Consider the following 22,567-nt stretch of genomic DNA (forward strand, 5'->3'; position numbering starts at 1 on the left):
AATTAAAACCTGTTTCAGAGTCGGTTCCTGTTAAAAAACAGCATGCTTTTTCGCTTAATTTCCAACAGCACACAATGATATACTCGGTGCTTTGTGAATCAGTTGTTGTGCCTGTGATGATCCCAAAGTTAACGCCCGAACATACCTTACCTGAAATTGTCATTGCTTTTAGCCAGGCCTTACAAAGCGCTGGTTTTGCAGGTGATATTGAAACCAGTTATGCCGCGAGACTCGCTGTTGCAACCGACAACAGTGTCTATCAGGCGTTGCCACAGGCAGTGCTGTTACCCCGGCATCTGGCCGATTTACAGCTCATCACACAAACAGCGCAACAAACACAGTTTCAAAGCCTAAAATTCAGCCCAAGAGGCGGCGGTACCGGTACCAACGGTCAGGCACTGACTGAACATCTGGTGGTGGATTTGTCGCGCCATATGCGGGAAATTTTGGAATTTAATGCCAAAGAGCGTTGGGTGCGGGTGCAGGCTGGGGTGATTAAAGATCAGCTCAATGCGTTTTTAAAACCCCATGGATTTTTCTTTGCGCCGGATTTATCAACGTCAAACCGCGCCACCATTGGTGGCATGATCAATACCGACGCTTCAGGTCAGGGTTCATTGGTGTATGGCAAAACCAGTGACCATGTACTGGCCCTCAAAACTGTGCTGGTCAGTGGTGAGGTGCTGGATACAGCGCCAATGCCGGTGGCAGAAGCTGAAAAGCTGGCGGCAGAGCAGAATAACATTGGTGCTATTTACCGTCAGGTGCTGGGCAGTACCCGAGATCACCGTAGCGATATTCTGGCCAAATTCCCACGGCTAAACCGTTTTTTAACAGGTTACGATTTAGAACATGTCTGGAATGATGATTTAACCCGCTTTGATTTAGGCCGGGTGATCACAGGCTCGGAAGGTTCCTTAGGTTTTGTCGCCGAGGCCAAACTGAATGTCACCCCTATTGCACCTTTTAAATGCCTGGTGAATGTCAAATACGACAGCTTTGTCAGTGCGCTAAAAAATGCCCCCTTTTTAGTGGCTGCACAGGCCACCTCGGTGGAAACCGTTGATAGTAAAGTGCTGGATTTAGCCCGGCAGGACATTATCTGGCATCAGGTGAAAAACTACATTGAAGATGTGCCCGGCAAAACCATGCTGGGCCTGAATATGGTGGAATACAACGCCGAAGATGAAGCGGACATGCAGCAAAAAGTGGCGGCTCTGGAAAGCCGGCTGCAACAGGCCTTAGCAACAGGTGACAGTGGCATTATCGGTTATCAGCTGACCTACGATCTAGGCGCTATTAATCAGATTTATGCGATGCGTAAAAAAGCCGTTGGTTTACTCGGCAATGCCAAAGGCCAGCAAAAACCTTTGCCTTTTGCTGAAGATACTGCCGTGCCTCCTGAGAATCTCGCCGATTTTATTATGGAATTCAGAGCATTGCTCGACAGCCACGGCCTGAGTTACGGCATGTTTGGCCATGTTGATGCCGGTGTGCTGCATGTGCGCCCGGCCCTTGATATGTGTGACCCTGCGCAGGAAAAGCTGCTGCGTCAGGTGTCGGATCAGGTGGTGGCACTGACCGCAAAATATGGCGGTTTAATGTGGGGCGAGCACGGTAAAGGTTATCGCAGTGAATATGGTCCTGCCTTTTTTGGCGAAACCTTATTTACAGAACTTCGCAAAATTAAAGCCGCCTTTGACCCAGCCAACCGGATGAACCCGGGCAAAATTTGTACGCCACTGAATAGTCAGGATACGCTGGTCAGTGTGGATGGGGTAAAACGTGGTTTTTATGACCGGCAAATCCCCATCCAGGTACGGCAGAGTTTCGACAGCGCCGCCAACTGCAATGGCAATGGCCTGTGTTTTAACTACGAAGAAAATTCACCGATGTGCCCGTCCAGCAAAATTACCAAAGACCGCCGCCACAGCCCTAAAGGCCGCGCCGGTTTGATGCGTGAATGGTTAAGGCTGATGAGCAAGCAAGGCGTCGATGTATTGGCGCAGGAGCAGCAGTTGCTGGCATCGTCCGGTGGCCTGAAAAATTTCGCTGAGCGTATTCGCAACAGTATTGGTAAAAAGCGGGGCGAGGCCGATTTTTCCCATGAAGTGATGGAAGCCATGGAAGGATGTCTGGCCTGTAAAGCCTGCGCCGGTCAGTGTCCGATTAAAGTCGATGTGCCATCGTTCAGAGCACGATTTTTACAGTTGTATCACAGCCGTTATTTAAGGCCGCTGAAAGATTATGTGGTGGCCGGTATTGAGCAAAGTGCGCCCAAGCTTGCAAAAGCTCCGGCGCTGGTCAACTTTAGCTTAAAGATGCGCCCTGTGGCCTGGTTGCTGGAAAAAACCATAGGTTATGTGGATTCACCACTGCTGTCGGTACCGACTTTAGCCGAACGGATCCAGCATAAATATCAGTTTGACTTAACCCGGTTGCAAAGCCTGTCGCTGGCCGAGCGGGAAAAGCTGGTGCTGTTGGTGCAAGACCCATTTACCAGTTTTTATGAAGCCGATTTAGTGGCTGACGCCCTGAGTCTGCTGGAAAAACTTGGTTTTACCCCGGTACTGTTGCCGTTTTTACCCAATGGCAAACCGCAGCATGTGAAAGGCTTTTTACGTGAATTTGCGAAAACTGCGCAAAATGCCGCTGATTTTCTGAACCAGCTCACCGCCCTTGGCGCGCCTCTGATTGGCCTGGATGCGTCTTTGGTGTTGGTGTATCGCGACGAATATGTCAAAGCTTTAGGAAACAAACGGGGTGATTTTGAGGTGAAGTTGCTGCATGAATGGTTAGTGCAACAACAGCTGCCGGCCTTAAATTCGAGTGAGAAATACCGGTTATTTGCGCATTGCACTGAAAAAACCGCCTTGCCAGCTACAGAAAAAAGCTGGCAGCAAATTTTCAGCAAAGCAGGTTTAACCCTGGATGTGGTATCTGTTGGTTGTTGTGGTATGGCCGGCACTTATGGCCATGAAAAACAAAATCAGCAAAATAGCCGCGCTTTATATGACTTAAGCTGGCAGCAGGCACTGCAACAAACGGAAATATCCAAAGTACTGGTGACAGGCTTTTCCTGCCGTAGCCAGGTGAAACGTTATGAAGGGCAAAAACCGCAACATCCGCTGCAGTTGCTCGAAAAGTTGTTGAGTTAACCCTAAGCTGGCTGTGGTTGCCGCTTCTTAAAAAGCCTGCTGTAGCAGGCTTTTTTTCGTTAGTTTGTCAGCCCAATAACATTGGCCTGGAGTAACTCTCAACCTGTTTGGCAGAAAAGCCTGTTGCGCGCAGAGTCGGGTCGCACGTCAAGCGAACTCCCGGACCTTTGCCATCTGCACTACACTTGCTGTGTCTTTTACAACAAAGGGAGTTTAGTATGACAGCAACAATCACCAATCCGGTGGGCTGGTTTGAAATTCCGGTCACAGATATGGAACAGAGTAAAAAATTTTACCAACAGGTGTTTCAGCTTGAGTTGACGATGATGGAGATGGCATCGGATTTAATGGCGTTGTTTCCTTTTGATCACGGCCAGAGTGGTTGTGGTGGCGCTTTAGTGTTGGGGCCTGAAGCAAAACCTTCCGCCAATGGCACCACAGTGTATTTTCAGACAGCCGATGTGGCGCCTGTGTTATCCAGAGTGGCAGCAGCAGGCGGCGAAGTGTTGCTGGCAAAAACCGCAATCGGCGAACATGGTTTTATCGGGATGTTTCTCGATCCGGCAGGTAATAAACTGGGTGTGCATAGCATGCAATAAGCCAACGATTTGCAAAGACTTTGTTGTGGCGTGTTATGGCAAACACAAGAACCACAGCAATAAAAAAGGAGCCTTTAAAGCTCCTTTTTTATTGGCAGGGTTTTATCTTATTGCAGCTCACAGCTGAAACAATAAGAGTAAATACCATTTGGATCGTTAAACTGACTAAACTGCGCCACATGCTGTTTTAACTGTGTCATCAGCTGTTGCACTGCTTTGGTCTCAGCAGATGGGGTGATTTCCGGCAGTAAGCCCATGGTTTTGGCTTCACCAAACAACTGTTTTACAAATTGTTGTTGAGGAGTTAATTCCTGCTCAACCAACCAGACATCAAACTGGCTCAGGCTGGCCTTGCTGGCGGCTGATGCAATAGCATCTTCCAGCGTGCCCAGTTTATCCACCAGACCAAACTCCAGCGCCTTAGTGCCTGTCCAGACGCGGCCCTGGCCTACTTTATCCACCGCGGTTTTGTCGAGGTTACGGCTAACACCCACGTGGGTGATAAATTCATCGTAACCACGTTCAATCATACGTTGCAGCAGCTTTTCAGCATCAGCCGGCAAGCCTTTAAACAGCGGTAAGCCAGCGCTAAAACCAGCAAGATCTGTGGTGCCAACACCATCGACATTCAGACCCAGGCTGCCAACCGCGTTTTCAGCTGTATGCAACATGGCAAAAATACCGATAGATCCCGTGATAGTTGTAGGGGCTGCCCAGATCTCGTTGGCTGGAGCGGCAATCCAATAACCACCGGAGGCTGCCACTGCGCCCATGGAGGCAATCACTGGTTTGCCGGCCGCTTTTAATAAACGGATTTCTTCAGAGATAATTTCAGATGCAAAAGCGCTGCCGCCACCACTGTCGATACGCAGCACCACAGCTTTTACTTTGTCATCCAGTCTGGCTTTACGCAGCAATTTAGCCGTACTGTCGCCGCCAATCATACCGGCTTTGGCATTGCCATCCACAATGGTGCCACGGGCCACAATCAGTGCGACCTTGTCGGTCATTGGGTTTGGCATCTGCATTTTTGGGATCACCAGGCTGTGGTATTCGTCGTAATTCACCTGATTAAAGGTTTGGTTTTCTTTGTCTTCACCAACTAATGCAATTACATCCTGGCGGAATTCTTCGCGGGTTTTTAAGCTGTCCACCAGTTTGGCGTCCAGGGCATATTTGGCAATATCACCGTCGGCTGCGCTGATACGCTGATACAAGCTGGCAAAACTTTCATCAAAATTGCTGACATCAAAACCACGACGGGCAGCGACCTGTTGTTTATAGCTACTCCATAACTCGTTTAACCAGGCGCTGTTGGCTTCTTTGGCTTCAGGTGACATATCGTCGCGCAGGAAAGGTTCGACTGCCGATTTATAAGTACCGACCTTAAAGACGTGAGTGCTGATTTTCAGCTTTTCCAGTGCACTTTTGTAATACATAGGGTAACTGCCGTAACCTTCGAGCAGAACTGTGCCTTTTGGATGCAGGTTAATGCTGTCAGCGTAGCTCGCCAGATAATATTGGTTTTGCGCATAAAAAGTGCCTGTTGCCAGTACCTTTTTGCCTGCCGCTTTGAACTTCTCCAGTGCGCTGCCAACTGTTTGCAGTTTATCCAGTGAACCACGGCCTAAATTTGATAGTTCCAACACTATCACTTTAATTTTGTCGTCTTTAGTGGCGCGTTCAAGCACTTTAACTACATCGCGCACCAGAATTTCCGGTGTTTCTTCGCTGCCGCCGGCAGCTTCGTTCATCATGGCTTCCAGCGGATCAACAAAACGCAGCTCTTCAACCAGATCGCCTTTCAGGTTCAGCACCAGTGCAGCAGATTCGGGAACTTCGACTTGTTCGTCATCAGATAACAAGACGCTGATAAAGCCGACAAAAATAATCAGGAAAATCAGGTTCAGCACCAGATTCCGGACGGTTTTAAACACTTTTAACACTGCGGAAAAAAATCTTCTGAGCAGGCCTGGTCTTTCTAACGACATAACAAACACCTATATAAATACTTCTGTCTGAGGCTAAGATAACGAATTAAGGCAATAAACTTAAACGGAATTTGTAAGAAAATGTTTAATCCTTGTCAGCGCAGTTAAAAGCGGCTAAAGTTCCGCTATTCAACAGGTACGACCAGAAGAGGCCGCAGTGTCTTATCCACATTTATTACAACCTTTAGATCTTGGCTTTACCACTTTAAAAAACCGTGTAGTGATGGGCTCAATGCACACAGGGCTCGAAGAAGAAAAACAAGGTTTTGCCAAACTGGCAGCTTTTTATGCCGAACGCGCCAAAGGCGGCGTTGGCCTGATTATCACCGGCGGTATCAGTCCGAATTTTCGCGGCAACCTGGTGCCTTTTGGCAGCCAGCTTAGCTGGTTCTGGCAAGCGGGCAAACATAAACAAGTGACAGCTGCAGTGCATCAATATGGCGCTAAAATTTGTATGCAGCTGCTGCATGCCGGCCGTTATGGTTATCATCCTTTTAGTGTGGCGCCCAGCAAAATCCAGTCGCCTATTACCCCTTTTAAACCTGCTGAAATGTCGTCACGTCAGGTGAGTACCACTATTCGCGACTTTGCCTCGTCGGCCCGTCTGGCGCAAAAAGCCGGTTATGACGGCGTCGAAATTATGGGCTCTGAAGGTTATCTGATAAATCAGTTTATTTGTCAGCGCACCAATCAGCGCACCGATGAATGGGGTGGCAGTTTTGACAACAGATGCCGTTTTGCGCTGGAAACGATTCGTCAGGTTCGTGAGCTGTGCGGACCTGATTTTATTATTATCTACCGCTTGTCGATGCTGGATTTAGTTGAAGACGGCAACAGCTACGAAGAAGTGGTGGCGCTGGCAATACAAGTGGCAGCAGCAGGTGCAACGATGATCAACACCGGCATCGGCTGGCATGAAGCGCGGGTACCTACCATTGGCACTATGGTGCCACGTGCCGCTTTTAGCTGGATCACCGCCAAAGTGAAGCAGGAAGTGACCATTCCTGTGGTGGCAACGAACCGTATTAATGACCCGCAGGTGGCTGAAGATATTCTGGCTAAGGGCGATGCTGATTTAGTTTGTATGGCCCGACCTTTCCTGGCCGATGCAGACTTTGTGAATAAAGCCGCCGCCGGTAAAGCTGATGAAATTAACACCTGTATCGCTTGTAATCAGGCCTGCCTTGACCATGTGTTTCAGAATAAAAGAGCCAGTTGCCTGGTAAATCCACGCGCCTGTTATGAAACAGAACTGAATTTTAATCCGGCGCCAACACGCAAAAAAATAGCTGTTGTCGGGGCTGGACCTGCAGGTATGGCCTTTAGTGTTTATGCATCACAGCGTGGCCATCAGGTCACCTTGTTTGATAAAGACGACAAAATTGGCGGTCAGTTTAATTATGCTAAACAGGTACCTGGCAAAGAAGAATTCCACCAGACCATCCGCTATTTTGAGCGTATGTTGCAGCTGCATGCGGTGAAGCTGGAGCTTGGCCAGCTGCAGACTGTGGAATCGCTGGCAGCCGGTGGTTTTGATGAAATAGTGCTGGCAACAGGTATCCTGCCGCGTCAGCTTGATTTACCCGGTGCTGACCATCCGAAGGTGTTGAGTTATCTGGACGTACTGCGCGACCATAAAGATGTGGGTAGCAAAGTGGCTATTATCGGTGCCGGCGGTATTGGTTTTGATGTGGCTGAATATCTGACTGAACCTCATTCGCTCACGCTGCAACCGGATGCCTGGCTCAAAGACTGGGGTATTGATAAAAACTATCAAAGCCGTGGTGCTTTATTGCCGGATCAACCCCCTGAAGTGCCACCGCGCAAAGTCTATCTGTTGCAGCGGAAAAATTCGAAGGTGGGCGCCGGCCTAGGCAAAACCACTGGCTGGATCCATCGCGCTTCATTAAAGAAAAAAGCGGTGGATATGCTCTCTGGCGCCCAGTATCTGCGGGTGGATGATGAAGGTTTATGGGTGGAGCTTGGCGGGCAACAACGTTGTCTGGATGTGGACAATGTGGTGATCTGTGCAGGTCAGGAGCCACAACGTGCACTGCAACAGGGCTTGTTGGACAAAGGCTGCAGTGTGCATCTGATTGGCGGTGCTGACGTGGCTGCTGAACTGGATGCTAAAAGAGCCATTCGCCAAGGGGCTGAGCTCGCAGCCCGTATTTAATTTAACTATTTTTTGACAGAAACGGCGCCGGCAACAGCGCCGTTTTTTATCGATAAAAACCATCAAACCACCAGCTTTCTGGTGGTTTTTTTATGTACAGAAAAAATGAACCGGATTTTACTTGCAAGCAGGCTGCTTTAGGCAGTATTACATTCAATCGGTGGCACAAATGTGCGCTTTTGGTGCGAAGCAAAGGGGCACAAAGAAAACCCTGCACCAAAAAGGCGCATTTTGTCATACAGTTGCCACAGCAACGACATACACTCAGTCACACACTGTGGCGTTTATTCTGGCTGTGACAGGATTTATCGATGTGTGATTCATCATGGTATTGGCTTTGCAATGTGCTTAAGCTGCGCTTGGCAAAGCAGGGGGCGGCAAAAGATATTTTTGTTTGTTGCGCTGTAGCGGGCATGCAATAAAACAAGACAGGTTTGGGTATAAGGGCTGTTACCTATCAAACGCCGGCAGGCATAGCTCATGTGCTACCGGCACTGGTGTTGATTTACAGGGAGTCTCAGATGTCAGGTGTATTAACAATGATTTTGGCAGGTGGAGAAGGCACCAGACTGGCGCCATTAACAGGGATCCGCGCTAAACCTGCAGTGCCTTTTGGCGGTAACTACCGCATCATCGATTTTGTACTGAATAACTTTGTGAATTCAGACTTATTACAGATCTTTGTGATCACGCAGTTTAAATCCCATTCGCTGATGAAACACTTAAGCCGGGCCTGGCGGGTGACGGGGTTAACCAACAGATTTATCGACCCTATTCCGGCGCAAATGCAAACCGGTAAACACTGGTATCTGGGCACGGCCGATGCTGTTTATCAGAACCTGCATTTGATTCATGGCCTGGATCCTGAACATGTCTGTGTGTTTGGCGGTGATCATATTTACAAAATGGATGTGCGCCAGATGCTGGATTTTCACCGGCAGCGCAATGCCAGACTGACAGTCGCGGCTATTCCGGTGCCGGTGTCACAAGCCCATGAATTTGGGGTCATTGAAGTGGATGCAGAGGGCAAAATGATTGGTTTTGAAGAAAAACCAAAATCCAACCCAAAAACCATTCCGGGCAATCCTGATTTTGTGCTGGCGTCTATGGGCAATTATATTTTTGAAGCGCGCTGTCTGGTCGATGTGCTGGAAGAAGACGCGGCACAAGCGGATTCCAAACACGATTTTGGTCATAACATCATTCCAAAACTCTTTCCGTCTGGTGATGTGTATGTGTATGACTTTTCGACCAATATTATCCGCGGTGAAAAAGAGGCCGCCTGGGGGTACTGGCGGGATGTGGGCACTATTGACTCTTATTACGAAGCCAATATGGATTTAATTTCTGTGGTGCCTCCCATTGATTTATATAACAAATACTGGCCGCTACGCAGTTACACGCCACCTGTACCGCCGGCCAAGTTTGTCCATGATGAAGCCAACAGAACAGGGCAGGCCATCAGTTCTATGGTGGCTGCGGGTTGTATTGTCAGTGGCTCTATCGTTTATCATTCCATTCTGGGTTATAACGTCCACGTACACAGCCACAGTTATATTGAAAAAAGTGTGCTGATGGGCAACAACGATATTGGCCGGGGTTGTCGTATTCGCCGCGCTATTATCGATAAAGATGTAAAAATTGCGCCAGGCACCATTATTGGTGAAGATCCGGTGCTGGATAGGGAGCGTTTTCACGTCTCCCCTGATGGCGTGGTGGTGATCCCAAAAGGGGCACTGGTCGGTTTTGATTAGAACTGTTGCCTGTTGTTGGCATGTTGGAGCGAAAAGGTCGGATGCAGATAGTCTTTTTATGCAGTGAATTTGAAGGTTTGCTAAAAACCGGCGGTTTGGCCGATGCAACACGTGGTCTGGCACAGGCACTCCAGGCCAAAGGGCATAAGGTGATTGTGCTGATGCCCCGTTATGGTGCTTTGTATAACAAAGCGCTGCTAGACGACTGGCAATCCGTTTATGTGGAGCTTGGCAATCAGCGTTATGGTTGTGCTGTGCGCCATCTGGTCAGTGATGGTATTGCGATAGCACTGATTGAACATCATGACTTTTTTGCCAGAGCCAGACCCTATGATGATGGTGAGCATCCTTATCATGACAACGCGCTGCGTTTTGCCTTTTTTTGTAAGGCGGCGCTTTATTACCTCAGCGAAAATGGCATCGAGCCAGATGTGATCCATGGTCACGACTGGCAATCAGCCGCTGGTGCTTTATATCTGAAACAAATGCAGCAACAGGGGCTGTTGCTGCAAAGTCGTTTTGTGCTCACCATTCATAATGCTGCCTATCAGCAGGGCATAGCCCGGCACGACTTAGCCATGCTGGGTATCAGCACGTCCGACTGTCCGGCCGACGTGCCGCTCAGCCTGTTAAGTCTGGGCGTCGCCCATTGCAGCAGTTTTAATACCGTCAGTCAGGGCTATCGGCAAGAGTTATTGTCTGAACCCGCTGCCAATGGTTTAAGTAGTCTGTATCAAGCCAGGCAACAGCATTTTAGTGGTATTGTGAATGGTTGTGATTATGGCCGCTGGGACCCGCAAACCGATAAGTCGTTAGTGGCTAATTACCACAGCGCTGATTTAACCGGTAAAGGGTTGTGTAAATCTGAATTACGCCGCCAAATGGGCCTGGCCGACAGCAAGGTGCCGTTGTTTGTGTCAGTCAGCCGGGTCACAGGGCAAAAAGGCTTTGATTATCTGATCCCAGCGTTAAGTCACTGGCTTGCCAGCAGCAGTGCTCAGGTGGTGATGATGGGCACTGGCGAGCAAAAATATATTCAGCCACTCAAAACACTGCAGCAGCAATATCCGTTGCAATACCGTTTTATCGAAGGTTTTGATGAAGATTTTTCTCATCAACTTGAAGCTGCCGGCGATTTTTTTCTGATGCCAAGTTTGTTTGAGCCCTGTGGTCTGAACCAGATTTACAGCCTGCGTTATGGCACTGTGCCTATAGTACGTGCGACCGGTGGCTTAAAAGATACGGTGCTGGCGTTGCCCGCACGGGGCGCCACTGGCATCAGTTTTACCGAGCCTGATGTTGAGGCTTTGCTCGGCGCCTTACAACAGGCTGAAGCCTTATATCAGAACAAAGCTAAATATCAGAAAGTACAGCAAAGAGGCATGCAACAATATTTTGGCTGGGGCGAAGCGGCAGAACAATACCTGAAGATGTACCAACAGGCGACATAACAGGGCGTGCTGCCCGCTTCTTCGGCACGGATTGTTTAGCGCTGCAGCAATCAGCCCGGAGCGAATGAAAACTATTGTCCTGCTTTGATTTTATTTGCTAGCCTTACAGGGCATTTTTTCAAGGGCTGATGTTATGGATGCTATTACGTTATTAACAACCCGCTATTCTTCTTCACGTTTAACTGAACCGGCACCCGCCGGTGAAGCATTAGAGTTGATTAAACAGGCAGCATTAAAAGTGCCTGATCACGGTGGTTTAAAACCCTGGCGTTTTGTGATTTTTCAGGGCAAAAAAGCGCTGGCAAAACTAGGTGATATTTTTGCTGAAGCTGCACTGGAGGAAGATCCATCTATTGCCAACGAGTTATTGGAAAGAGCACGGCAATTACCGCTGCGTGCGCCTATGGTCATTGCCTGTATTGCCAAATGTACTGAACATGCCAAAGTTCCGCTGCAGGAACAGGTGCAATCCGCCGCCTGTAGTGTGATGGCGATGCAGCAGGCCGCTTTTGCCCAGGGGTTTGGCGGGATCTGGCGCACCGGGGCTTACGCCCAGTATGAATTTGTGAAACAGGCACTGGGCCTGGGCGAAGACGACGAAATTGTCGGTTATTTATATCTCGGCACCTGTGCCGGTGAGGCACCACAAAGGGCAATACCGGATACTGCCGAGTTTTTCAGTTATTTTGAATAAAGCTGAAATAGCTGCTTGTGGTAAAAACCACCTCATTCGCAGGTGGTTTTTTTATTTGGAAAAGTGTTAACGTTATTTAGGACGGGTCAGTGACAATAAAAAAGCCATCGTGACGATGGCGTTTTTATCGATAAACCGTGAGGGTTTCGATTAGAAGTCGGCGTTGCCCGGTGTCCGTGGGAAGGCGATGACATCACGCACGTTGCCCACGCCAGTGACATAAGACACCAGACGCTCAAAACCTAAACCAAAACCGGCATGTGGCACAGTGCCATAACGGCGCAGGTCGCGGTACCAGCTGTAGTCTTCTTTATTCAGACCCATAGCGTCCATTCGTGCGTCGAGCTGCTCTAAACGCTCTTCACGCTGTGATCCACCAATAATTTCACCAATGCCCGGTGCCAGAATGTCCATGGCAGCCACAGTTTTGCCATCTTCGTTCATGCGCATATAAAAGGCTTTAATGTCTTTTGGATAGTTTTGCAAAATAACCGGCGCGCCAACATGCACTTCGGCCAGATAACGTTCGTGTTCAGACTGTAAGTCCACACCCCATTCCACCGGGTATTCAAACTTTTTGCCGCAGCTTTTTAAGATTTCTACCGCTTCGGTGTAATCCATTCGCACAAAGCTGGAACTGACAATGTCCTGCAGACGGCTGATGGCTTTATCATCAACGCGCTCGGCAAAAAATGCCATATCGTCGGCGCGCTCTTCCAGCACAGCTTTAAACACAAACTTCAGCATGTCTTCGGCCAGTTGCGCTACGTCTTTTAATTCGGCAAAAGCCACTTCTGGCTCAATCATCCAGAATTCAGCTAAGTGACGGGTAGTGTTGGAGTTTTCTGCACGGAACGTCGGGCCGAAGGTGTACACTTTTGACAAAGCACAGGCATAAGTTTCGACGTTCAGCTGGCCAGACACAGTTAAGAATGTTTCTTTGCCAAAAAAGTCCTGTTTGTAGTCCACTTTGCCTTTGTCATCACGTGGCAGGTTTTCCATATCTAAAGTGCTGACCCGGAACATTTCGCCAGCACCTTCAGCATCGGCGCCGGTAATAATAGGGGTGCTGATCCAATAAAAACCACGCTCGTGGAAAAAGCGGTGAATGGCTTGTGCCAGACAATGGCGAACGCGGGTAATGGCACCGACCATATTGGTTCTGGCACGTAAGTGCGCCTGTTCACGCAGATATTCCATCGAATGGCGTTTTGGCGCCATAGGGTAAGTATCCGGATTTTCAACAAAACCCAGTACTTCAACCGAATTGGCCTGAATTTCATAAGCCTGGCCCTGACCTTCAGAGCGGGCAATAGTACCTGTCACCACCACAGAACAGGCTGTGGTCAGGCGTTTAATGTCGGTTTCGTAATTATTTAATTCGGCCGGAGCGACGGCTTGCAGTGCATCAAAACAGCTGCCGTCATGTACGGCGAGGAAAGAAATACCGGCTTTGGAATCACGACGGGTGCGGATCCAACCTTTGACGGTAACCAGGTCGCCGACTGCATATTTGCCGGCTAAAACATCTTTAATCACTGCATGCGTCATGCAATAGGCTCCAACTTGCTGCGTGTAAACATTTGAATTTAACTTAGGAGGTGTAATCATACGCAGGCGGCGGTTCAACACAAGCAAAAATTGACGGGAAGCCCGATTTGACTGAGCAAAATGCATCATTACCAAAAAAAAACCGCCGTCATGGCCCGGACTGGCTGTTGCAAAGCATCAACTGGCTGTCGATTGCCGGCTGGGTGGTTTTTGTGATTGCGATCGGTATCAGTCATCTGGCCAAACCGGAAGTGCAGTATGGTTTTTTGCAATATCTGAATATTCAGGTGCGGGATTATTGGGATCCAACGCTAACCGCACGGCTGATTTACCTGTTGTGGTGGTGCTGCGGTATCAGCTTGCTGAGTTTGCTACTCAACAGATTCAGGTTAAGGCGCGCCGGTGATCATCTGCGTTATAACCTGGTGGTGTTATTGCTGATGTCTTCGGCGGTGTTGTTGTATCTGGCGATTATTTTATAAAGCTGGTATTCAGTTTGGGGTGCCTAAAGTGATAAAAATGTAAAATAATTGAGATTTAAAATGCGTAATGTTCTGATTGTCTTTGTTTTATTCGTGCTAACTGCTTGTGTTCAGGTACAAACCGGCAACGATGTGATTGATGCAACGACGGCTGTAGCCACCGGCATTTATATGCAGAAGCAAATCGACAAACAAAAAGAAAAATCCGGCAAAACCGACCCCTTTAAGAAAAAAGATCCGAAAGTCGCTGCAATTGATGAAGCGATAAATAAAGCGCGCGCCAAACAACAGGGGGATGTCCAGACTGAGCAGAAGTTTCAATTAAAATAAACAGCCGTCTCTGCTCCTCTGAGCACAGCACTCAGGCGCCAGGTAAAGGCGCCTCAGTGGTGAGGATCTGCTGCTGACATACATGCAGTAACGCCTGAGTTAATTGTGTCAGTTCCTTGCTGCTGATGATAAAAGGTGGCATCAGATACAACAGTTTGCCAAAAGGCCGGATCCAGACACCGAGTTCAACAAAAAGCCGCTGACATAAAGCCACATCCACATTACCGGTCATTTCTATGACACCGACGGCGCCTAACACCCGCACATCAGCCACCTGTGGCAGCAACAGCGCTGGAGCAAGTTCCGCCTTCAGCTGTTGTTCAATCGCCTTGACCTGTGCAGGCCACTGGTTTTGTTGAATCAGCTCAAGGCTGGCGATAGCTACACTGCAGGCCAGCGGATTGGCCATATAGGTAGGCCCGTGCATTAAGGCGCCTGAAATGCCGTTGGCAACTTTGTCGTTGCAAAGTGTGGCGGCAAGGGTGATGTAACCACCACTGAGTGCTTTGCCCAAACACAGAATGTCCGGACTGATGGCGGCGTGTTCACAGGCGAATAACTTGCCGGTGCGGCCAAAACCTGTGGCAATTTCGTCACAAATCAGCAGCACATCAAATTCATCACACAAAGCGCGGCAAACTTTTAAATACTCCGGATGATACATCCGCATACCGCCGGCGCCCTGCAATACTGGCTCCACTATCATGGCGGCAAGCATATGATGATGCTGCTCAAAGATTTGCCGCAGTTTCTGGCCGTCTTCCTCCAGCCACTGGCCGTCAAACCTGCTTTGTGGTGCCGGTGCAAATAAATGGGGGGTTAACTGACTGCGAAACAAACTATGCATGCCATCATCGGGATCGCACACCGCCATAGCGGCGAAGGTGTCGCCGTGATAGGCCTTACTCAGGCTTAATATTCTGCTTTTTGCCTGCGCACCTTTAGACAACCAGTACTGCAGCGCCATTTTCAGCGCCACTTCCACCGCAATAGAGCCGCTGTCGGCAAAAAACACTTTGTTTAAGCCGTCAGGCACCATCGACAGCAGCAGTTTGGCTAAATCCACCGCGGGCTGGTGTACTATGCCGCCGAACATCACATGGCTCATCCTGGCAAGTTGTGTGGTAACAGCCGCATTGAGCTTTGGGTGGTTATAACCATGCACCGCCGACCACCAGCTGGAAGTGCCGTCTATTAAACTGCGGCCATCTTCCAGATAAAGCCGGCAAGCTTCGGCCCTGATCACCGGATACACCGGCAATGGATTTTTCAGCGAAGTGTAAGGATGCCAGATATGTTGGCGGTCAAAAGCAAGATCAATAGCCATAAATGCTCACTAATTAACCAGTGGTAAACTTGCGTAACTGGTTGGCGTTGACTTCAAAAGGCAGGCGGCTAGACTAGCGGCAAATTCATCGAACTACAATGCCGCTATTTAAGGCTTACAGGGAAATTTATGTCAAATTCAGCAGTGCGCCACAACTGGACACTCAACGAAGTGAATGCACTTTTTGCATTGCCATTTAATGAACTGATGTTTCAGGCGCAGCTTGTGCACAGAGCCAACTTTAATCCGCAGGAAGTGCAGGTGAGCACGCTGTTGTCGATTAAAACCGGCGCCTGCGCAGAAGACTGCAAATATTGCCCGCAAAGTGGCCATTACAACACAGGCCTTGAGCGCGAACGTTTACTGGAAGTTGAAAAAGTACTGACCCAGGCCAGAGCCGCCAAAGACAAAGGCGCAAGCCGTTTTTGTATGGGCGCCGCCTGGAGTAACCCGAAACAACGTGACATGCCCTACATTATGGAAATGGTCAAAGGTGTGAAAGCCATGGGGCTGGAAACCTGTATGACACTGGGTAAGCTTGACGGCCAGCAGGCGCGTGAGCTGGCAGAAGCCGGTCTGGACTATTACAACCATAACCTCGACACCTCGCCCGAGTTTTACGGTGAAATTATTACCACCCGTACTTATCAGGACAGGTTAGATACCTTAAGCCATGTGCGTGATGCTGGTATGAAAGTCTGTTGTGGTGGCATTGTTGGCATGGGTGAAAGTGCCAATGACCGCTCAGCGCTTTTAATGCAAATTGCCAATTTGCCGGAGCATCCACAAAGTGTGCCTATCAATATGCTGGTAAAAGTAGCCGGCACACCGCTGGAAAATGTGGAAGATTTAGACGGTTTTGAGTTTATCCGCACTATCGCCGTTGCCCGTATTATGCTGCCAAAAAGCCATGTGCGTTTATCAGCGGGCCGCTCGCGGATGAACGAACAAATGCAGGCTTTGTGTTTTATGGCCGGTGCCAACTCAATTTTTTACGGTGACAAACTGTTAACCACCGAAAACCCGGAAGCCGATGCCGATATGCAGCTTTTTGCCAAACTGGGGTTAAAACCAGAGCAGCGCCATGAAGTGTCGGATGAAGCCTATGAAGCGGCCATGGCCGATGCTATTAACGAACAAAACACACCATCGTTATTTCATGCGGCCAGCTGATGTTTAACATGAAGGCCGGAGGGCAAAGCTGATGCAGATTGCACAGATGCAGCAGCTGTTGGCAGAACGTGAGCAAGCAGGGTTATTGCGCCGGTTAAAAACGGCGCAGCAAGTCAGCGGCCGTGTTATCCGTTATCAGAATCGTGAGCTTCTGAATTTTTCCGGCAATGATTACCTTGGCCTTGCCACTGAGCCCAAAGTTGTAGCTGCGCTGCAACAAGGCGCCGCCGATTATGGGGTGGGTAGCAGCGGCTCACCGCTGGTCTGTGGTCAGCAAGCCCCGCATCAGGCACTTTGTGATGAAATTTGTGACTGGCTGAATGTGGACGCTGTGTTGTTATTCAGCTCAGGTTTTGCCGCAAATCAGGCGATGCTACTGGGGCTTGCCGCTTCGGATGAAACTTTGCTGCTGGATAAACTCAGTCACGCCTCGATGATTGATGCGGCCTTGCAACATCCGGGCGGGTATCAGCGCTTTTTGCACAATGATTTGGGCTCGCTTCATAAATTGCTGCAAAAACACAGTAATAAAGCCGTGGTTGCCACTGAAGGTGTGTTCAGCATGGATGGTGACAGTCCGGATTTGGCAAAACTTGTTGAATTATGCCAGCAATATCAGGCGCCATTGTTACTGGATGACGCTCATGGCCTGGGGGTATTTGGGCCGGAAGGCGCAGGATCTTTGGCTGCTGCCGGCCTTGCCACTGATGCAAGTCAGTGTCTGATGGCCAATTTTGGTAAAGCACTGGGTGGGCAAGGTGGTTTTCTCGCCACCAGCGCTGTAGTGGCTGATTATTTAACTCAAAATGCCCGCCATTTTATTTACAGCACGGCGTTGTCGCCGGCGCTTGCTGTTGCAATGCGTCAGAGCATTCAGCTGTGCCGGAGCCAGCAGTGGCGGCGCGATAAACTTATCGAAAATATTCAATATTGCCGTGAGCTATCGGCGCAGTTTGAGCTCGAGCTGCTGCCATCAACAAGCGCTATTCAACCTTTGTTGATTGGTGACAGCCACAAAGCGATGTGGGTGAGTCAGCAACTGGCAGCAAAAGGCATTTGGCTCAGTGCCATCCGTTCGCCGACAGTACCGCTGCACCAGGCCAGATTACGCATTACCCTCAGTGCGCTGCAGCAAAAACAGGATTTAAAGCTGCTGTTTACCACACTGAAGGAATTGTTATGACAGCACTTTATATAAAGGATCGAACGGGTATCAAGCCATCAGGTCCAGCAGTAGTGTCTGCACCAACAGCTTGCGCAATGCCTCGCTCAATCCAGACTGTTGCGACATCGGATCCGCAAATCCGCCGGCATTTTGATAAAGCGGCACAAAGTTACAGCCAGGGGGCCAGCTTGCAGCAGCAGGTCGCCACCGATTTACTGGCGTTGCTGGCAACAACGCGGCAGCTGGAACCAGCTCAAACCAGGCTATTGGATCTGGGCTGCGGGCCCGGCTGGTTGCATCCGGAGCTTAGAAAACACTGCAGTGAGCTTTGGGCCGCCGACTTAAGTGAAGCCATGCTGGCAGAGGCTGAAACTTTGGGTCTTGCCAGCCGTTATATTCAGGCCGATGCCGCGGCATTGCCTTTGCCGGCGCAAAGTGTCGGCTGTATTTTCAGTAGCCTGATGCTGCAATGGTGCCCAAAGCCGGAGGCGGTATTTGCTGAGTGCTACCGGCTGTTAGAGCCGGGCGGTCAGTTGGTGCTGAGCACCTTAGTGACAGACTCCATGGCTGAATTTCAGCAAAGCTGGGCGCAGGTCGATAATAAACCGCATCAACTGGCCTTCTTGCCAGCAGAGGTGCTGCTAAACGCGGTAAAAGCACAGGGTTTTAGCTGTCAGAGTCAACAATTGACCTATCAGTTGTTTTATCCGGATGTGCTTCATCTTTCGCGCAGTTTTAAACAAATTGGTGCCAATTTTGTGGCGGGTCGTGCCGGTACTGGCCTTGGCGGGAAAAAACGCTGGGCGGCTTTTGCCAGTGCCTATGAAAAGTTTCGCACCGCCCAGGGGTTGCCACTGAGTTATCAGGTGCTGCAAATTGTGGCGACCAAACAAGCTGACGTACTTTCAATTGAGCCCCATTGCGGGTTTTAACGCATACCATTTTAGCCTTTTCAGGATTTGTTTATGCAATCTGTGTTTATTACCGCAACCGACACTGACGCCGGTAAAACTTTTATCAGCAGTGCGCTACTCAAAGGTTTTACCAGGCTGAATATTCCGGCTATTGGCTTAAAACCGATAGCGGCCGGGGTTGATGCGGATGGCAAAAATGCCGATGCCAAAACTCTGCAGCAGTTGTCGGCGCTTGAACTTAGTTATTCCAGCGTCAACCCGGTATTGTTTGATGAGCCGGTCGCGCCACATCTGGCGGCAAATTTAAATCAAAGCTGCATTGATACCAAAAAGTTGGATACGCAGCTTGTGGAAACGGCGCAGTTGCCGGTCAGGCTTCGGTTGATTGAAGGCGCCGGTGGCTGGTTGTTACCGCTGGACGATGGTCGTTATCTTGCCGATTGGGTGCTGGCACAGAAACTACCGGTGTTGCTGGTGGTGGGCATGAAACTCGGTTGCCTGAATCACGCCATGCTGACGGCGCGCGAGCTGGAACGTTCCGGCACCAGGGTGCTTGGCTGGGTTGCTAATTGTGTTGATCCACAAATGTTATTGCTGGATGAAAATATTGCCGATTTACAGCAACGTTTACCCTGGCCTTGCCTGGGTGTGATGCCTTATCAAAGCGCAGCAACGGCTGAGCGGGAAGCTGCGCTCGCAGAATTGCAGACAGCGCTTGCCAAAGCGCTGGCAAACACAATGTCATTGTTATAACAGTGGTTTGCCATGGCGGGGGCAGGTCAGAGCTGTAAAAATGCCGATAGATCAGCCCCCGGCAGCAGCGCGGTTTTACTGCCTCCGATAAATAGATAACCGTCGGTTTGCCCCTGATAACTTAAAGTAGCGCCATCGCGTACCAAAGCTGTGCCTTCAGGCAGGGCAATCACCGCGGTCTCAGGGTTTAACTGCATAAATTCACCAAGGCGCATATCGCGGGTTTCACCATGAAAACCTTCAGGTTTGTAGTCGCTGTAATGCGGGTTCAATTGCAGTGGTACTAAATCCAAAGCGGTAAAAGAAGGCGGCTCCACCACCGGCATATCATTGGTGGTGCGGATACTGAGCCCGGCAATATTAGAGCCTGCACTCCAGCCGACATAAGGCACACCTTTATTCACCTGAGCTCTGATGCTGTCAATCAGACCATGACGGTACAATTGCTGTAACAACACAAAAGTATTGCCACCGCCCACCACTATAGCCTGAGCCTGCGTGACAGCCGCCACCGGATCCGGGTGTTGGTGAATGCTGTCTACCTGAATATCGATAGCTGAAAATGCCTGCTGAACCATCTGTTGATAGGCATCGTAACCTTGGCTAACGGCGGCATAAGGAATAAACAACACAGTTGAAACGCCCTGCAGATGGCTGGCAATCTGAGCCAGATTTGGTGCCAGATAAGCGCTGTTGCCGGCGCGGGACGAACTTAATAACAATAATTTCATACAGACTCCATCAGGGACCAGGATATCGCAGAGGCAGTAGCTCTGACATCAACCTTTACAAATCAGGCACAAGCCCAGGTTGAAAACTATCGGCAAGCCCATATAGTAGCAACATCAAATGAAGTAACCGAGGTATTTATGAAGCGTATAGTGCTGTTTTTATTGACCAACTTAGCTGTGATGCTGGTGTTGTCTGTGGTTTTAAGCATCATTTTTAAAGTGTTTGGCATTGATCGCAGCAGCATGGGGGGGTTATTGGTGCTGGCCGCCGTTTTTGGTTTTGGCGGTTCTTTTATTTCGCTGGCCATGTCGAAATGGATGGCCAAACGATCCACTGGCGCTGTGGTCATTGAACAACCCCGCAATGCCACAGAGCAGTGGCTGATGAGCACTGTTGCCCGTCAGGCCAAGCAAGCCGGTATCGGTATGCCGGAAGTGGCCATCTATGATTCACCGGAAATGAATGCTTTTGCCACCGGTATGAACCGCAACAACGCGTTGGTTGCAGTCAGTACAGGCTTATTACGCAATATGCGGGAAGATGAAGTGGAAGCTGTGCTGGCACACGAGGTGTCACACGTGGCCAATGGCGATATGGTGACACTGACGCTGATCCAGGGCGTGGTGAATACCTTTGTCATTTTCCTGGCGCGTTTAATTGCCGGTGCTATTTCCAATGCCGGTCGCAGCAGTGATGAAGAATCGTCCAGCGGTGGTTTTGCCTATATGGCAACAGTTTTTGTGCTGGAAATGATTTTTGGTGTGTTGGCCAGCATTATTGTGATGTGGTTCTCACGTCAGCGTGAATACCGTGCCGATGCCGGCGCCGCCAAACTGGTCGGTGCCAATAAAATGGTGGCGGCGCTGGAACGTCTGCGTAATAACCATGAAAGCCAGCTGGAAGGTTCAATGATGGCTTTTGGTATAGCCAATAAACCTGCAGCGTCTGAGCTTTTTATGAGCCATCCACCACTGGAAAAACGTATCGACGCCTTGCGCCAGCAACCTTGAGTTGAAGTTACAGGCTTAAAGAAAAAATCAGCGGTATTTTGAACAAAGGCTGTGTCAGAAAAGCGGGTTGCAATGGTAACCCGTTTTTTTTTGCTGCTGTTGGGTGTTTACAATCATCTTTGGCTGTGAAACAGTGTGAAACAATTGATATTCAGTCACTTGGCTGTTTTATGTTCGGCATTGGCTCTGACTCTTGTGGTGTTACCCAGGCAACTTTAGAAAATAACCAGAGTCTCAGTGCTGAGGAAGGTCGGACCTGATATCTGCAAAAACACCAAAAAGTTGCAAAGCAGTGTCCGCGGCTGGTCGCACAACAGATTAGCGATACAAGCCTTGCAGCCCCGGTTCAGGATTAGACCCAAAGCCGTGATGATCTAACTGTCGTTTAAGGAGTAACAATGAAACCCTGGATTTTCTTTTTGGTATTGCTGAGTGCGCTGTTAAGCGGCTGTGCGTCGCATCAGGGAAAAAGTGTGTCACAGCAACGCCAGGCCATTGAAAATATGCGCGCTGAAACGCTGAATACACTGTACCGGCAAAAACCTTATGCCGCAGATACCATCGAACGTTCTGCCGGATATGCGGTGTTCAGTAATGCAAATGTCAATCTGCTGTTTGCCAGCGCCGGTGGTGGTTATGGCGTGGTGCACAGCAACAATGGCACTGTTACTTATATGAAGATGGGAGAGTTGGGCATTGGTCTGGGCCTGGGAGCCAAAGATTACCGTCTGGTGTTTGTATTCCATACCAAAGATGCGCTGCGCCGTTTTGTTGAGCATGGCTGGGCTTTTGGCGGACAGCTGGACGCAGCAGCAAAAGCCAAAGATAAAGGTGACGCGATAGGCGGCGAAATTACCGTTGATAACATTACCATTTATCAGCTGACAGAGTCAGGTCTTGCGTTGCAGGCCACCATTAAAGGCACTAAATTCTGGCGGGATGACTCGCTAAATTAATACAGAATGCATGCGCTTTGGCGCTTGCAAAGACTAAGCTGGACACAGCAATCACACAAGGAGGCACTATGCCTGTTAATGCTGATCTGAATGCCGAAATCCGTATTTTGAATTTATTTAATTTAGACAGTAGTCTGGAGGGCATTAAAGCCCACAAAGATGCCGACGACACCAGCAAAGCCGCCATCGCCAGGCTTTATCACAAAGGGTTGGTGACGCAGGAAGATGGTGGTTATCTGACAGATCTTGGCCGAACCTGTGCTGAACATATACAGGTGGCGCTGCGCATTCTGGGTAGTAAAGCCGAGGCTTAAACAAAACTCACTCAGATAAAAACAACAACTATTTAAT

The 22,567-nt window shown here is 49.4% G+C and carries 19 protein-coding genes; 15 read left to right on the plus strand and 4 right to left on the minus strand.

Annotated features, from left to right (window positions below):
- The first annotated feature begins 116 nt into the window (after positions 1–116).
- A complete protein-coding gene (locus N3Z11_RS14140; protein ID WP_260657843.1) occupies positions 117–3,158 on the plus strand; it encodes an FAD-binding and (Fe-S)-binding domain-containing protein in 3,042 nt (1,013 codons plus the stop codon).
- 218 nt (positions 3,159–3,376) lie between these two features.
- Positions 3,377–3,757 (plus strand): VOC family protein, encoded by a 381-nt coding sequence (locus tag N3Z11_RS14145; protein ID WP_260657844.1) that lies wholly within the window; start codon positions 3,377–3,379, stop codon positions 3,755–3,757.
- Positions 3,758–3,864: 107 nt separating this feature from the next.
- On the opposite strand, the gene sppA is transcribed toward N3Z11_RS14145, so the two are convergent.
- Entirely contained in the window at positions 3,865–5,748 is a 1,884-nt protein-coding gene (sppA, locus tag N3Z11_RS14150; RefSeq protein WP_260657845.1) for a signal peptide peptidase SppA, read from the minus strand.
- 157 nt (positions 5,749–5,905) lie between these two features.
- Here sppA and N3Z11_RS14155 point away from each other — a divergent pair, with 157 nt between their 5' ends.
- The 4 genes from N3Z11_RS14155 (at position 5,906) to N3Z11_RS14170 (ending at position 11,823) form a co-directional block, all read left to right on the plus strand.
- Complete coding sequence (locus tag N3Z11_RS14155) at positions 5,906–7,924, plus strand: NADPH-dependent 2,4-dienoyl-CoA reductase (protein WP_260657846.1); 2,019 nt, start codon at positions 5,906–5,908, stop codon at positions 7,922–7,924.
- Between the two features lie 521 nt (positions 7,925–8,445).
- The gene (glgC, locus tag N3Z11_RS14160) at positions 8,446–9,678 is read left to right on the plus strand and encodes a glucose-1-phosphate adenylyltransferase (protein WP_260657847.1); all 1,233 of its coding nucleotides are present in this window, start codon (positions 8,446–8,448) and stop codon (positions 9,676–9,678) included.
- A 20-nt stretch (positions 9,679–9,698) separates the two neighbouring features.
- Positions 9,699–11,129, plus strand: a complete 1,431-nt coding sequence (locus N3Z11_RS14165; RefSeq protein ID WP_260657848.1) for a glycogen synthase — start codon at positions 9,699–9,701, stop codon at positions 11,127–11,129.
- 133 nt (positions 11,130–11,262) lie between these two features.
- Positions 11,263–11,823, plus strand: a complete 561-nt coding sequence (locus tag N3Z11_RS14170; RefSeq protein WP_260657849.1) for an NAD(P)H nitroreductase — start codon at positions 11,263–11,265, stop codon at positions 11,821–11,823.
- A gap of 150 nt (positions 11,824–11,973) precedes the next feature.
- Here the strand turns inward: N3Z11_RS14170 and asnS are convergent, their stop codons facing one another.
- Positions 11,974–13,374: an asparagine--tRNA ligase gene (gene asnS, locus N3Z11_RS14175; protein WP_260657850.1), complete on the minus strand. Its 1,401-nt coding sequence runs from the start codon at positions 13,372–13,374 to the stop codon at positions 11,974–11,976.
- A 107-nt stretch (positions 13,375–13,481) separates the two neighbouring features.
- On the opposite strand from asnS, the gene N3Z11_RS14180 reads away from it, so the two are divergent.
- Both N3Z11_RS14180 and N3Z11_RS14185 read left to right on the plus strand, forming a co-directional pair.
- The gene (locus N3Z11_RS14180) at positions 13,482–13,856 is read left to right on the plus strand and encodes a hypothetical protein (protein WP_260657851.1); all 375 of its coding nucleotides are present in this window, start codon (positions 13,482–13,484) and stop codon (positions 13,854–13,856) included.
- 48 nt (positions 13,857–13,904) lie between these two features.
- Positions 13,905–14,186 (plus strand): hypothetical protein, encoded by a 282-nt coding sequence (locus N3Z11_RS14185; RefSeq protein WP_260657852.1) that lies wholly within the window; start codon positions 13,905–13,907, stop codon positions 14,184–14,186.
- 31 nt (positions 14,187–14,217) lie between these two features.
- Here N3Z11_RS14185 and bioA read toward each other — a convergent pair whose 3' ends face one another.
- Complete coding sequence (bioA, locus tag N3Z11_RS14190; protein ID WP_260657853.1) at positions 14,218–15,513, minus strand: adenosylmethionine--8-amino-7-oxononanoate transaminase; 1,296 nt, start codon at positions 15,511–15,513, stop codon at positions 14,218–14,220.
- Positions 15,514–15,642: 129 nt separating this feature from the next.
- On the opposite strand from bioA, the gene bioB reads away from it, so the two are divergent.
- From bioB to bioD, 4 genes are all read left to right on the plus strand, one after another.
- The gene (gene bioB / locus N3Z11_RS14195) at positions 15,643–16,686 is read left to right on the plus strand and encodes a biotin synthase BioB (RefSeq protein WP_260657854.1); all 1,044 of its coding nucleotides are present in this window, start codon (positions 15,643–15,645) and stop codon (positions 16,684–16,686) included.
- A 31-nt stretch (positions 16,687–16,717) separates the two neighbouring features.
- Positions 16,718–17,869 (plus strand): 8-amino-7-oxononanoate synthase, encoded by a 1,152-nt coding sequence (locus N3Z11_RS14200; RefSeq protein WP_260657855.1) that lies wholly within the window; start codon positions 16,718–16,720, stop codon positions 17,867–17,869.
- Positions 17,870–17,946: 77 nt separating this feature from the next.
- Positions 17,947–18,783 (plus strand): malonyl-ACP O-methyltransferase BioC, encoded by an 837-nt coding sequence (gene bioC / locus N3Z11_RS14205; RefSeq protein ID WP_260657856.1) that lies wholly within the window; start codon positions 17,947–17,949, stop codon positions 18,781–18,783.
- Positions 18,784–18,816: 33 nt separating this feature from the next.
- On the plus strand, positions 18,817–19,518 hold the full coding sequence (gene bioD, locus N3Z11_RS14210; RefSeq protein WP_260657857.1) for a dethiobiotin synthase: 702 nt from the start codon (positions 18,817–18,819) through the stop codon (positions 19,516–19,518).
- Positions 19,519–19,544: 26 nt separating this feature from the next.
- Here the strand turns inward: bioD and pepE are convergent, their stop codons facing one another.
- Positions 19,545–20,249 carry a dipeptidase PepE gene (gene pepE / locus N3Z11_RS14215; RefSeq protein WP_260657858.1) on the minus strand — a complete coding sequence of 235 codons (705 nt, stop codon included), beginning with the start codon at positions 20,247–20,249 and terminating at the stop codon, positions 19,545–19,547.
- A gap of 138 nt (positions 20,250–20,387) precedes the next feature.
- Here pepE and htpX point away from each other — a divergent pair, with 138 nt between their 5' ends.
- The 3 genes from htpX (at position 20,388) to N3Z11_RS14230 (ending at position 22,530) form a co-directional block, all read left to right on the plus strand.
- Positions 20,388–21,260 (plus strand): protease HtpX, encoded by an 873-nt coding sequence (gene htpX, locus N3Z11_RS14220; RefSeq protein ID WP_260657859.1) that lies wholly within the window; start codon positions 20,388–20,390, stop codon positions 21,258–21,260.
- 398 nt (positions 21,261–21,658) lie between these two features.
- Positions 21,659–22,216 (plus strand): YSC84-related protein, encoded by a 558-nt coding sequence (locus N3Z11_RS14225; RefSeq protein WP_260657860.1) that lies wholly within the window; start codon positions 21,659–21,661, stop codon positions 22,214–22,216.
- Between the two features lie 68 nt (positions 22,217–22,284).
- Entirely contained in the window at positions 22,285–22,530 is a 246-nt protein-coding gene (locus tag N3Z11_RS14230; protein WP_260657861.1) for a TIGR02647 family protein, read from the plus strand.
- Positions 22,531–22,567 lie beyond the last annotated feature (37 nt).

The sequence above is a fragment of the Rheinheimera sp. 4Y26 genome, from assembly GCF_025245835.1.
In the GTDB taxonomy this organism is placed as follows: domain Bacteria; phylum Pseudomonadota; class Gammaproteobacteria; order Enterobacterales; family Alteromonadaceae; genus Pararheinheimera.

Coding starts and splice junctions, on each gene's coding strand:
- pepE (WP_260657858.1), bottom strand. CDS start 20,249: ATGAAATTATTGTTATTAAGTTCGTCCCGCGCCGGCAACAGCGCTTAT.
- N3Z11_RS14140 (WP_260657843.1), top strand. CDS start 117: ATGATCCCAAAGTTAACGCCCGAACATACCTTACCTGAAATTGTCATT.
- bioD (WP_260657857.1), top strand. CDS start 18,817: ATGCAATCTGTGTTTATTACCGCAACCGACACTGACGCCGGTAAAACT.
- asnS (WP_260657850.1), bottom strand. CDS start 13,374: ATGACGCATGCAGTGATTAAAGATGTTTTAGCCGGCAAATATGCAGTC.
- htpX (WP_260657859.1), top strand. CDS start 20,388: ATGAAGCGTATAGTGCTGTTTTTATTGACCAACTTAGCTGTGATGCTG.
- bioA (WP_260657853.1), bottom strand. CDS start 15,513: ATGGCTATTGATCTTGCTTTTGACCGCCAACATATCTGGCATCCTTAC.
- bioB (WP_260657854.1), top strand. CDS start 15,643: ATGTCAAATTCAGCAGTGCGCCACAACTGGACACTCAACGAAGTGAAT.
- bioC (WP_260657856.1), top strand. CDS start 17,947: ATGCCTCGCTCAATCCAGACTGTTGCGACATCGGATCCGCAAATCCGC.
- N3Z11_RS14200 (WP_260657855.1), top strand. CDS start 16,718: ATGCAGATTGCACAGATGCAGCAGCTGTTGGCAGAACGTGAGCAAGCA.
- N3Z11_RS14165 (WP_260657848.1), top strand. CDS start 9,699: ATGTTGGAGCGAAAAGGTCGGATGCAGATAGTCTTTTTATGCAGTGAA.
- N3Z11_RS14145 (WP_260657844.1), top strand. CDS start 3,377: ATGACAGCAACAATCACCAATCCGGTGGGCTGGTTTGAAATTCCGGTC.
- N3Z11_RS14225 (WP_260657860.1), top strand. CDS start 21,659: ATGAAACCCTGGATTTTCTTTTTGGTATTGCTGAGTGCGCTGTTAAGC.
- sppA (WP_260657845.1), bottom strand. CDS start 5,748: ATGTCGTTAGAAAGACCAGGCCTGCTCAGAAGATTTTTTTCCGCAGTG.
- N3Z11_RS14170 (WP_260657849.1), top strand. CDS start 11,263: ATGGATGCTATTACGTTATTAACAACCCGCTATTCTTCTTCACGTTTA.
- glgC (WP_260657847.1), top strand. CDS start 8,446: ATGTCAGGTGTATTAACAATGATTTTGGCAGGTGGAGAAGGCACCAGA.
- N3Z11_RS14230 (WP_260657861.1), top strand. CDS start 22,285: ATGCCTGTTAATGCTGATCTGAATGCCGAAATCCGTATTTTGAATTTA.